The organism is Bacillus sp. L381 (assembly GCF_030284525.1).
Taxonomy (GTDB): Bacteria; Bacillota; Bacilli; order Bacillales; family Bacillaceae; genus Bacillus; species Bacillus amyloliquefaciens.
Genome location: NZ_CP127224.1, coordinates 1,671,595 through 1,685,019, shown reverse-complemented (window position 1 = coordinate 1,685,019; position 13,425 = coordinate 1,671,595). Strand labels below are relative to the sequence as shown.

Annotated in this window: 1 protein-coding gene; it reads right to left on the bottom strand. The window is 50.0% G+C overall.

Features of this window, described 5'->3' with window-relative positions; translation table 11 throughout:
• Positions 1–12: 12 nt before the first annotated feature.
• Positions 13–13,425, bottom strand: coding sequence for a type I polyketide synthase (locus tag QRX25_RS08425; protein ID WP_283092432.1), 13,413 nt, complete (start codon positions 13,423–13,425; stop codon positions 13–15).

Below are 13,425 nucleotides of genomic sequence, written 5' to 3'. Positions count from 1 at the left end.
CCCACTCCTCTCTCAATTAAATGCTTTCCAGAACATTTTCGCAGGAAGCTCTTTTTTCACCTGTACGGCAGGTTCTTTTACCAGAGCCTTATGTCTTAATGACGGGACCGGCAGCGGCTTTCTTTTTAATCGGGTATCTTTTTCTTCCCAAGCTTCCAGAATGATGTGGGCGTTTGTTCCGCCGTCGGCAAAGCAGTTGATGGCTGCGCACGGTTTGGCTGCATTCCATTCGCCCGCTGTCTTTTGAAAATAAAAATCTGTCTTTGTTATATCAAAATGCGGCATCGGTTCATCTCCTGAGAGAAACGGAACCGTTTGTTTATGTTTCAGCATTAATACGACTTTAATGAAGCTTGCGATCCCTTCTGCGCAAAGCGGATGCCCGATGTTCGGCTTGATTGACCCAATTCCGAGCGGAACATGCTGATCAGAGCGGTATACGGATTGAATCGCCTTCAGCTCAAGTAAATCAGTCACCGCAGAACCCGATCCGTTCGCTTCGATATAAGTGATGTCTTCCGGCTTTTTGCCGCTTTTTAAAAGCGCGCTTTGCATGACGTCTTTTTGCGCCTGCATATTAGGGGCTGACGGTCCTGCCGTTCTGCCGTCATTGTTCATAGCTGCGGCCTTAATGACTGCGTGTATCGTGTCACCGTCTTTTTGCGCCTGGCTTACCGTTTTTAACAGCACCATGCCGACGCCTTCTCCGAGGACAACTCCGCCTGACCGCTTGTCAAATACATGAAAGGACGGTTTCTCGTTTAACAGCCCTCGCTCTTGGAACATCCGGTGCGCCGCATCCGTGTTCAGCAGGCTGACGCCGCCGACTACCGCTGCTTTGATATCGCCGCTTCTCAGTGCCTGAACGGCCATATTCATTCCTGTCAAAGCCGATGAACAAGCTGTATCAAGCACGATGCTCGGCCCGCGCAGATCAAAAAATTGCGAAACGTTTGCCGCTAAATAGTTCTGTCCGCCCGCAACGATCGGATTGCGCGTATTCGCAAGACTTTCAGGATCAGGCTGATGCTGGCTGCGGCCCCCGATGTACACACCGGCCTCCATGCCCTTGATTTCTTCACGGGTATAGCCGGCATGGCACCAAAGCTTCAGGCTCTCTTCCAACACGGCCAATGCCTGAGGATCCATCGCTTTCGCATCGTTTTCCGGGATGAAAAAGAATTCGGAATCAAAGTGATTCATACTTTCAATCAATCCCGCAACATATTGATTTGCATATCCGAATCGCTCCTTTGGCACAGAACCGATTGCGGACCTGCCGCGTCTCAGCAAATCCCAATATTGTTCTAACGATTCCGCTCCCGGAAAGCGGCAGCTCATTCCGACAACGGCAATGTCTTCACTTTCGGCAAAACGCTTTTGTTCAGTGTGAACCGTTTGTACGAAAGCAGAAACCGCGGGTTCTGTATTAGATTCCTTCTTTTCTGTAAACAGCGGCTGCCCGTTGGATACGAGCCATTCGGCAAACGCGTCAATCGTCGGATGTTCATATAAAACAGACGGGTCCAAGTCCTCTTTGAGAGCTTGATTCATTTGCTGCAGCAGCTGCGCTAAAATAATCGAATCAACTCCGTAATCCTGAAACGGTTCGTCTGTTTCCAGTTCATCCGGAGCGATTTTCAGCTCATCCGAAAACAATTTCACAAGCCACTCCTTCGTATCAAGAAGAAGGTCTGAGCCTGATTGTTTTACCTCGATTTGGCCGGTTGATTCGGCTTCAGCCTCTTTTTGCTTGTTCTTTTGACAGAGCAGCCTGTCAGGGTGCCATTCGCTTCGATCAACGATGGCCGGCAGAACGGCCGGGCGGATGTTTTCAGACAAAATGCGGTCCAGCAAGTCAAGCCCTTCTGCATTAGTCAGTCCTAACAGCCCGGTCTGCTTCAGGCTTTCTGTGCGGACTTCACCCAATCCGGTTTCCTTCCAATTCGGCCATTGAATGCTGACCATCGGATATTGATGCTGATGAGCAGAAGCGAAATAATCCATGTACCCATTTGCCATCGCATAATCCGACTGTCCCGCTGCAAGCACCGGAACAACAGCAGATACTGATGAAAATAAGACAAAGAATTGTAAAGGATCATTTGTAAAAAGGCTGCTTAATGTTTGAAGCCCGGCGACTTTCGGCTCAAGCACTTCTTGTATGTCATCGGCAGTCTTTCTGATAAACGCCGGATTTACTGAATTAACAGATCCCGCACAGTGAATGACGCCGCCGATCGGTCCCATCGTGCGCCGGATCGTTTCTATTTCCGCTGCTGCGGCAACACGGTCAGACAATTTCATACTGAGCACTGCCACTTGCACGCCTTTTGCTTCGAGCTCTTCAATCGCTCGAATTTTCTCTTTCATCCTTGTATGGACGGCTGATCGTTCATGACGTGGAGGAATCGGCTCCCTGCCTGTCAGCACTACTTTTTTCACGCCGTGTTTTTCTGTGAAATGGCGGGCGCATAAAAGACCGAGTCCTCTCGTCCCTCCGGTAATGAAAAGCACATGGTCTTCAGGGAACGTTACGGGCTTATGTTCTGATGGCTTCCGTTTTGGAATCTCCCTGAATAAAGCCCGGTATCTCTGTCCGTTTCGGCGGCAGACTTCCGGTTCTGTACTGTCCGCCGAATATTCATCTGCAATCTGTTTGGCAAGCGTCAGCTGATCCGTTTCGGTATCGGCGTCCATGTGTCTTGAGGTCACGTTTTGATACTCATTTTGCAGCATTCTGTACAGGCCGCTTTTTTCTGCTCCTGCAAGGTGAATCGTTTTCTGCTGAAACGGCTCCAAGCCTTTTGTTACATATAGCAGCGTCAGCGGCCTCGTTTGCCGGCGGCTTGTATCAATCAAAATCTGGAGACGGCTGAGCCCTTCTTGAGAAAGGTCTTCGTCACCGCATCCCGTCAGATCGATCGCGCCATCTATGTGATTCCAATCGGCCTCTCCGGTATCGGCGGAATCAATCGGGAGAATGAAAGAGTCAGCGAAATACTTCGCAGTCTCTTCGGCAAGCCCCATTGTCTTCACGTCAGCCAGAATCATGACCTTTTTACCGATGTTGCCGCCGGCCGACTCAATCTCACACGGAACCCACTGCTTTTCTAAAAGCACAGCCTCGCGCCGGTCTTCCGTCCCCTGCGATACGGCTTTCGGCTCAGGCAGCCAGTACGGCTCCTTTGCAAACGGGTAAGCCGGCAGACTGATTCTGCGGGGTTTTTCGTCCTGATAGAGCTTGTTCCAGTCCACCTGAAGCCCTTTGGCCCACAATTCCGCTAAATTGCCGTATTTTTTCTTATCGAACCATGATTTGACAAGCAGCTTCAGATCATCGTCCGTTTCAAATGCTTTGATTTCTTTTTTTGCCGTTTTGACGTGAGCTTCATATATCCCTTCACCCATTTTGCCGTTTACAAAATCGGTTAAACGGCTGATCAGCTCTTCTCTCGAATCCGCTGTAACCGCAAGACGGTAATCCATTGGATCACGTCCGGTTTGAAGTGTATACGCCATATCTGAAAGATGGATATCCTGATTGGCCTTTGCAAAATCGATCATCGACTCGGCATAGGCTTTTACCTGCGGCGCTTTTTTGGCCGACAGCACAAAAATGTTTGTCTCATCAGGCTTACGGCGGCCCCTGTCTTTCGGCTGATACTCTTCAATGACGAGATGAGCGTTTGTGCCGCTGTAGCCGAATGAGCTGACACAGGCCCGCCGCGGTGTTCCGCCGGATTCCCAAGGTTTCACTTCAGTATTGACAAATAAAGGCGAGTCATCGAAATCAAAATGTTCATTCGGCGTGCTGAAATGAAGAGTCGGCACAAGCTTCTGATGCTTCATTGACAGCAGAACTTTCTGCACACTCGCTACGCCTGCCGCCGCCGAGGTATGTCCGATATTTGATTTCACAGAACCGATGGCGCAAAATTGTTTGCGGTCCGTTTTTTCCTTGAATACAGAAGACAAGGCTTCTAATTCAATCGGATCCCCCTGCTTTGTGCCGGTGCCGTGCATTTCCGCATAGGTGATGCTCTCAGGGTGGATGTTGTGCGCTTCATACACTTGACGCTCTAAATCCATTTGGCTTTTCGCGCTCGGCGCGGTGATGCCGTTTGTTTTTCCGTCCTGGTTAATTCCGGATCCGATAATGACTCCGTAAATATGGTCTTGATCGGCTTCCGCATCTTGCAGCCGCTTCAGCACGAGCGCCCCCGCGCCCTCGCCAGGCACAAATCCGTTCGCACTGTTATCAAATGCTTTACATTGACCGTCAGGAGACAGCATTCCGGCTTCACACATGCTGATGTATGATTCAGGCGTTAGATACAAGGTCACACCGCCGACAAGCGCCATGTCAATTTCATGATTCAAGAGCGCCTGACGCGCCAAATGAGTTCCGACAAGAGAAGATGAACATGCCGTATCGATCGGAATGGCCGGCCCTTTCAAATTGAGATAATACGGCAGGCGGGCCGCCGCGATGCTGAAACTGTTGCCCGTGGCGCTTCCTCCTGTCTGATGTTTGTTTAACATCATGCCGTATTCATTGTTCATAATCCCCAAATAAACGCCGCAATTTTTCCCGTTTAATTCTTTTGAGCTGTAGCCCGCATCTTCAAAGGCTTTAAAGCCTTCCTGTAAAAATATCCGGTGCTGCGGGTCCATCAGTTCCGCTTCAGACGGAGAAATATTAAAGAACAGCGGATCAAATTCTTCAATGCCGTCAAGCATACCGATTGATCTGCAGTACACTTTGCCCTTCTTATTTAAGGCCGGATCATAGTACTTGTTTACATCCCAGCGGGAAAGCGGGATATCGCGAATGGCGTTTTTCGCACGGACTAAATTGTCCCAATACGTCGTAAGATCCGGCGCGTCCGGGTATTTGCCCGACATGCCGACGATGGCGATCGCGTCCGTCATAGGCTCCCGTTTGGCCCGCACCGGTTCAGGTTCCTTTTGAACCGTCAATCTGCCCGGCTCGGCAGATGATTTCTCCTGCGGGGCAGATTCCTGCTTCAGCGGCTTTGGACGTACAGGAACCGCCTGTTTTTTTCTGCCGCGGACGGACGGCTGCGTACGCAGAAAATCGGCAAATTGGCGGATTGTCGGGTAATCATACACCTTCGTTACGTTACAGTCCGTGCCGTACCGTTTATTGACGGCCTTTATCCATTCAAGACCGGTTATCGAATCCATGCCCAAATCAATAAAAGCCTCATCAATATCTACATCATGCTGCTCCATGTACAATACATCAGCCAGTGCTTTTGATAACTCTGCATACACCGCTTCAATCGGTTCTTCCGGCTCGGCGGAAGCGGCCGTTTCAGACATCGCCTCCAGAATATTCGCCTTTGCCTGTAACACCGGCTGCTTTTGAGCGGCTACAGGCTGTAGCAGTATGTTGGACGGTTTTTTCACCGCCTCTGTTTTCTGCGGTTCGGTTTCTTCCTCAAGGTTCGGTTCGGTTCCGAGCTCTTGCTGCAAGAAGGCCGCAAACTGGCGGATTGTCGGATAATCATATACTTTCGTCACCGTAAGGGACGTGCCGTACTTTTTATTCACGGCCTTTATCCATTCAAGACCGGTTATTGAATCCATACCGATATCAATAAATGTGTCGTCTGCGTCGATATCGTCAGCATCCATATATAAAACGTCTGCCAAACTTTCCGTTAATACGGCACTTATTTTTTCAGCGGAAACCGCCGGACTGTAAGCGGACAGTACGGTTCTTTTCGGTTCCGTGCCGCTCAAAGGCTGCAACATAATGTTTGTCGGTTTTTCTTTCGCAGTCTCCTCTTGAAGAGGTGCCGCTTCAATGACCGGTTCCGGGACGGCCGCCGGCACGATCGGCGCCGGCTGTGTTTCTGCCTGTCTTTTGACAGGTAAATCTGCTGATGTGTCGATCCAATAACGGTCCTTTGCAAACGGATAAGCCGGGAGACTGATTTTCCGCGGTCTCCCCATTTGATACAGCACATCCCAATTCAGCGGAAGACCCTTCACCCAAAGCTCTAATACCTTTGCGGCTTTGCCTTTTTCAAGCCATGCCTCGATGGTTTTTTCCATATCCTCATCAGCCGCAAAGAGCGCCATCGTGTCTTTATTCTGTTTGACTTGTCCGCGGTAGAGCTGGTCAATTGAATCCTTGCCGCCCGTAAATTCGTCAAGCTTTTCTTCAAGCTCGCGCAAATTGCTGACAATCAGGCCGAGACGCTCTTCCATCGCTTCACGTCCGGTTTGAAGCGTATAAGCGATCCGGCTCAGATCCGCTTCCCGGTAACGCCCGCTCCGCAGTGCATCAAGAAGCCGTTGCGCGCGTTTTTGAAGCCGATTCTCATTTTTCGCGGAAAGGACGATCATTGACGGATGAGGTGCGGCAAAAGCCGGCTCCTTATCCTCATCAACGGCATATTCTTCGATGACGATATGAGCGTTGACGCCGCCGGCTCCGAAAGAGGATAGCCCTGCGGTTCTCGGCAGTTCTTTATTTACTCCGTTCTCATTGATGACCGGTCTTTTCCACTCTTCAAGCGTCTGCTGCACTTTAAACGGCGTACTGAGAAAATCGATATTCGGATTAAGCGTCCGGGAATGCAGGGAGGGTGCGAGCTGCCTGTGTTTCATTTGCAGAAGCACCTTCGTCAGGCCCGCGATGCCCGCCGCGCTTTCACAATGCCCGATATTGGATTTCGCCGAGCCGATGGCACAAAACTGTCTATCTTGTGTCTGTTCCGAAAAGACTTTAGTCAGACCCGTGATTTCAATCGGATCGCCGAGTGAGGTTCCGGTGCCGTGGGCTTCGATGTAGCTGACCGCCCTCGGATCGGTTCCTGCATCTTGTAACGCCTGTTTGATCACTGCGGCTTGGGCGTTCGGATTCGGGACGGAATACCCGTTTGTTTTTCCATCATGGTTCACGGCCGTTCCTTTGATCAGACCGTAAATATGATCACCGTCCGCTTTCGCTTTAGAAAGCGGCTTAAGGAGTACAGCGCCCACTCCTTCACCGGGCACATAACCGTCTCCGCCTTCTCCGAAACTTTCACATCTGCCTTTACTAGATAAAAATCTGTTCTGGCCGAGCATCAAATATTTATTCGGATGGATGGATACATTGACGCCCCCGGCAAATGCTGCTTCGCATTCCCCGTTCCGCAAGCTTTGGCATGCCAGATGAATGGCTGTTAAAGAAGAAGAGCACATTGTATCAAGGGCCATGCTCGGGCCGTTAAAACCGAATACGTAGGAAGCCCTGTTCGCAATTGATGACGGATTTCCGGTCAGCGCAAGCGATTTTCCGCGCGCCTGTTCTTCTGCTCCGTAAAGCTGATATTCTTCATACATGACGCCGACGTAAACACCGACATTGGCACCCAGCAAGTCACCCGATTTTCCGGTCAGCTTACCGCGCGTATAACCGGCATCCTCCATCGTTTCGTAGACACATTGCAGAAATAACCGCTCCTGCGGATCCATCAATTTTGCATCCCGGGGCGAAATAGAGAAGAATTGCGGATCAAATTTGTCCACGTCTTTCAAAAATCCTCCCCATTTTCCGTACGTCTTGCCTTCTTTATCTTTATCAGCGTCGTAATAAAGACGGTGATCCCATCGATCGCTTGGAATTTCGGTTATGCAGTCAATGCCTTCACTCAAGTTCTTCCAAAATTCCTGAAGATTTTCGGCCTGCGGATAACGACCAGACAGACCGATAATCGCGATATCTTCACGCTCGGGCAGCTGGTGATTTTTCCGCGTGTCTGAGCGGACTGCCGCAAAGCCTTTTTTGCCTTCACCCCGATTGGAAACAGGTTTTACCTCTGTTTTCTCAAGGAGAGACGGTTTGGCTGCAGGGATTTCTTCCGTTTTCATCCCGGTCAGATCCAGCAGCGTATCGCGGTGTGCTTTCATAAAATATTGCGCCAGCGATTCGATATTCTGATATTCGAAAAACAATGTTTTTGATAATGAACCGAAGCTCTTTTCCAGCCGGCCCGTCAAATGCATAATCATAATAGAATCAATTCCGTAATCTTCCATAGGCGCCTTGGCGTCAATTTTGCCGACCGGAAGTTTGGTTACTTCCGAAAGCACATGTTTCAAGAAATGCTCTGTTTTTTCTGCAAGCATATTCTCTCCGCCTGATGAAAGGCCAGCCGGCGCTTCGGTGTCGCTTCCTGTTTCCTGTTGATCATCCGCTGATCTTTTCAGAAACGCCCGGATTTTTGCGGCGTAGCCTTCCGTCACCATGACTTGGGATGTTTTTGCCGCCCATCCGCGGTACAAAGCTTGAATGCCGTTTTCTGTTTTCATAGGGACCATGCCGCTTTCTTTTGTCAGCATTGCCTCCGTTTCGGCATCAACCGTCATGCCGCCGTCTTTCCAAAGCGGCCAGCAGATTGAAAGGGTGTGTCCATAGCGTTCATTTCGGGCTTTTTGCCGGTTTCTTTTTTCACTGAAGGCATTCATAAACGCATTGGCCATCGCATAATCCGCTTGACCCGCGCTTCCGGCGCTTCCCGCTCCAGAAGAGAAAAGAATCAGAAAATCAAGCTCAATGTCCTTAACCGCTTCGTCAAGATGAACCAATCCGGCGACTTTCGGCGCCAGCACATCACGGATTTCATCTTTGTGCTTTTTCAGAATATAGTTATCTTTTATCGTCCCGGCGCTGTGAATGATACCGTTTAAGCCGCCGTACTGCCGACAGATGTCCGCTGTGAGCGATCGAACTTCTTGTTTATCAGTCATATCCGTTTGTTTGTACACGGCTTGCGCACCAAGATCGGACAGCTCCTGAAGCTGGGCTTTTTTACGGTTATCCAGCACAGAGCGTCCCGTTAAAATAAGAACGGCGTTTTTTGCATGCCGAGCGATTTCTTTGGCGAACAAAAATCCGAGACCGCCCGCACCGCCTGTGATCAGATAAACACCATTATCCTTCCACGGCTTTTCGGCGCCGAACTGTTCAAGACCCGTTTCCTGCCATTGTACCGCATAGCGCTTGCCGTTTTCATAGCGAATATGCTTGTCATCAGGATGGGAGCCGCATTCTTTCAAATATCGGGTCAGCGTGTCCGCCTTGATGTCCGGCTCCAATTCGATCAGCTGGCCGGTCAGGTTCGGATTTTCCAGCGCCGCTGTTTTTAAAAGTCCCGTTAAGCCGCAAAGGAGCTGCGTATCAGCTTCTTGAGGCACGACAATCTGGATGAGCTCGCGGCCGCCGGATTTCGAAGCGAGGATTTTCTTCACTTCTTCAAAAGCCTGAAGCGCACAGGTTTCAAACCGTTCGTCTTCACTCTGATGCTGATCACAGAGCACGTTACAGCTGAAGTCTGTCTGTATGCTGTTCATTTGATTCGTAAACCGATCAGATATCATCACGTGATGGGCTTTGAAACTGATTGCCGTTTTTTCACGCAAAGCGGTCTTCTCTTCCCATACGTGTTCAAAAAATAGTGTATCTGTTTTATCCGTTTCAATTTCTCTCGCTGAATAACCAGTCATCTTCACACATACATGGCCATGTTCGTCACATAAAACAATATCCAGCTTCTGCACGGCATCTTCAGGCCTGCTTTCGCCGCTGTACGCAATGGAAACCCACATATTGCTTTCACAGCGTTTCAACACATCGATCTGTTCGAGAGCAAACGGCAGCATCGGCTTTATGTCAGTCCCGTCTTTGTCAAGCATTAAACCGATCGTCGCGTGAAATGCCGCATCCAAGAGACTCGGATGGAGGACAAATTGATCTTTTGTATGAGAAATAGATGACGGGAGTGAGAGCTTTGCGAGCACTTCGCCGTCTTTTGCATAGATTTCCGTGACCGCTTTATGAGCATTCCCGTATTCAATCCCCATCTGTTTGTATGCCTGATAGCATGCCTCAGGCGCGATCAGACGTCGCGATTCTCTCAATTTGTCAATCTCTATTTTGGCCGGTTCATCCGCTTTGACGAACGATGCGCTTCCTTGCGCATAGAGTACGGGCTCTTGTTCTGATGAAGCCGTTTCACCATAAACCGTAAATCCCATCTCCCCATTTTCTTCGTCATAAAGGCGGAGATACAATTCAGCGGTTTCATCCGCCGCTGTAAACGGACGCACCCATACGACATGTTTCAGGCGGAATGTTCCTTCTTCCTTCGTTTCTGCCGCATGTTCAGCAGCAGCTCGGACCATTTCCAGATAAGCGGCGCCCGGTAACGTTCGCTCATTTTTGACGACGTGATCTTTCAAGAAAAATTCTCCGCCGCTAAAGGCAGACCTGAAGCGGACGCCTGACATGTTTGATACATTTTCATGCAGGAGCGGGTGCAGCATGCCGGCATTTTTTTGAAGTACCGTTTCTCTTTTTTCCGCCTCAGGCACCCAATACCGTGTTTTTTCAAACGGATATGTCGGCAGGCTGATCCGATTCGGTTTGTTTTCTCCGTATAAGAGATTCCAATCCATCGTTCCTCCGCCGGCCCACTTTTCGGCAATCATCTCCAGACTTCCGCTAGAAAGCCATTTATGTATTAAGTCCGGAGCAAGCCCTGCCTGTTTGCCTTTATCTGCTCTGTTCCGCCAGCATCCGCTGACCGTGTGTCCATCCAGAAAGCCTTTCAGCCGTTCTTTGAGCTGCGCCATATTCTGAGCGGTGAACACAACCCGCTCCTCCATCTGCTCACGGCCGACCTGAAGCGTGTAAGCTAAATCCTTAAGCGGCAGATCGGGATGGATAAATGCAGCCAGCTTCGCCGCATATGCCTGAAGCCGTTCTTTATTTTTGGCGGAAACCGGGAAAATGAAAGTCTGTTCTTCCGCCGGTTCAGCATTTGCTCCGTTTGATTCTTCCGGGATAAATTCCTCAAGAATGAGATGCACGTTTGAACCCGTCGCCCCGAAAGAACTGATGCCCGCACGCCGCGGATACACTGTTTCGCTCCCGTTTTCCGTCACTGAAGGCTGATGCCATTCTTCGGTATGATGCTGGACGTAAAACGGTGATTGTTCAAAATCTAAATATGGATTCAGTTCTTCGGAATGAAGCGACGGCACTAAAGTTTTATGGTGTAGCTGCAGGGCAACCTTGGTTAAGCCGCTGATGCCCGCCGCCGATTCAGCATGGCCGATATTCGACTTCACTGATCCGATGGAACAGAACTGCTTGTCCTGTGTATACTGACGGAACGCCTTTACAAGGCCTTGAACCTCAATCGGATCGCCTAGAGAAGTTCCCGTCCCGTGCGCCTCAATATAACTGACCGTGCGCGGATCGATGCCCGCTTTATCCAGGCATTCCTCAATCAAATCGGCTTGAGCGACAGGACTCGGCACGGAAATCCCGCTCACTGTTCCCACGTGATTGACGGCACTGCCCTTTACAACCGCATAAATCCGGTCTCCGTCTTTTACCGCTTCCCTCAGCGGCTTTAATAAAACAGCACCGATTCCCTCAGCCGGGACATAGCCGTCTCCGTCTTTCCCGAACGTATGACAAACCCCGTCTGATGAAAACATATCCCATAAACCGTATGTTACATATTTATTGGGATGCAGCGATAAATTGACGCCGCCGGCAATCGCCGATTCACATTCCCCGCGCCGAATGCTTTCCGCAGCTAAGTGAACCGCAGTGAGCGAAGATGAACAGACCGTATCGACCGCCATGCTCGGTCCGTGAAAATTACAAAAATATGAAACTCTGTTTGCGATTTGCGCATAATTAAGAGAAAGCGGGAATACATGATCTTCAGAAGAAGCCTCCGCTCCGACCAATGTATAATCCTTGTGCATCACCCCGGCGAAGACGCCGACGCGCTGTCTTTTATTCCGTCCGCGCGCCTCTGCGAGCGACTTCGGCGTATATCCGGCATCCTCAATTGTTTCCCAGCATGTTTGTAAAAACAGCCGCTCCTGAGGATCCATTGTTTCAGCTTCCCGCGGCGTAATCCGGAAAAATTGAGGATCAAAGCAGTCCGGATCATCAATAAATCCGCCCCATTTTGAAATGGTCTTTCCGGAAGGCGACTTTACGTTTTCAAAGCGGCGCCAGTCCCAGCGAGATTCCGGAATTTCGGTGACACAGTTTTTTCCTTCTTTCAGATTTTCCCAGAATTCGTGAATATTTTCGGCCTGCGGATAGCGGCCGGCCATGCCGATAATGGCGATATCTTCATCTTGCGGAACGCTGATTTTCCGCCTTTTTTCTGTTTGCGTTACAACCGGCTTCTCCGTTTTTGGAGCAGCAGCGCTGAAATGGCTTCCGTACTGCTCAGTCAGAAAAGCCGCCAGCTCTGCTGCCGTCGTATATTCAAACAGCAAAGTCGGAGAAAGGGTTTCGCCGATTTTTTCACTGATCGTTTCCACAACGTCAAGCAGTCCGGACGATGTCAGCCCCATTTCATAGTAGCCGGCCTGAGAATCAATCTGTTCAAGCGGCTTGCCCATTTTTTCCGCCATCAGCTTCTTGACATACCGCTCTGCTTCCTCATGCGGGTGTTCGCCTTCAAATGATGCCGAAACTTCCGGCAGGCCCGCTTTTTCAGGAGACTTCTCAGCAGGCTTTCGGTCTGTATTGATCAGCTCGGCATCCCGCACGAGCTTGCTTGTGAAATCTTTCAGCTCAGCGACTTTCCGGCCGGATGCGTTAAAAAACTCCAGCGTAATGTAAATGAGCTCCTTTTCCTGCCGGAGCGATGAACGTTTGATTCTCGTGATGCAGCCGGCCTGCAAAGGTTCGGAAGCTGTAAAAGATTCATAGAAAAGAGGCAGAAACAGCCTCTTTTCCCCATTTAACAGCGACGAAATCAATAGGTTTGCGCCGACGCCGCTTCCGTCAAGGAGAGTCGGATGGAACAAAAACCCTTCGGCCTGTCCCATCGCGTCTTTTCCGAGCGATAAATCAAATGTGACGCCGTCCCGCTCCTCAAAGACATCTCCTTCTGCTTTCATATATCCGCTGTGAACCAATTCCTGGCTTCTGCATTGGGCATACAGCTCGTTTAAATCGATTGTGCGCTCCGCCTCACGCTTCACAGAGTCAAGATCCATCGTGTCACTGAATACCGCGGGAGCCGTCTCATGCATTTCCGCTTTGACGTAAATTCGTTCGTCCGGCTGCACGCGTCCGCCGCTGACCTCAGCTCCTTTTGCGGTAAGTTTCCAGCGCCCTTCTTTTACCTCTGTACATTCAACCGTAAGCTTGACCGCACTGTCTTCTTTCGCAATAAGCGGCTGATAAATGGATAAATGGCGCAGCTGAAGCCCGTTGTATGAATAGCCGCGCTCTTTGAAAATCTGATAAAACATATCAATATAAGCCAATCCCGGAAGGACTTTTTGTCCGTAAACGTCATGATTGAAAACAAACGGATTTTTTAGCGATAAAGTGATTTGCTTATTGAAGTTCTTCAC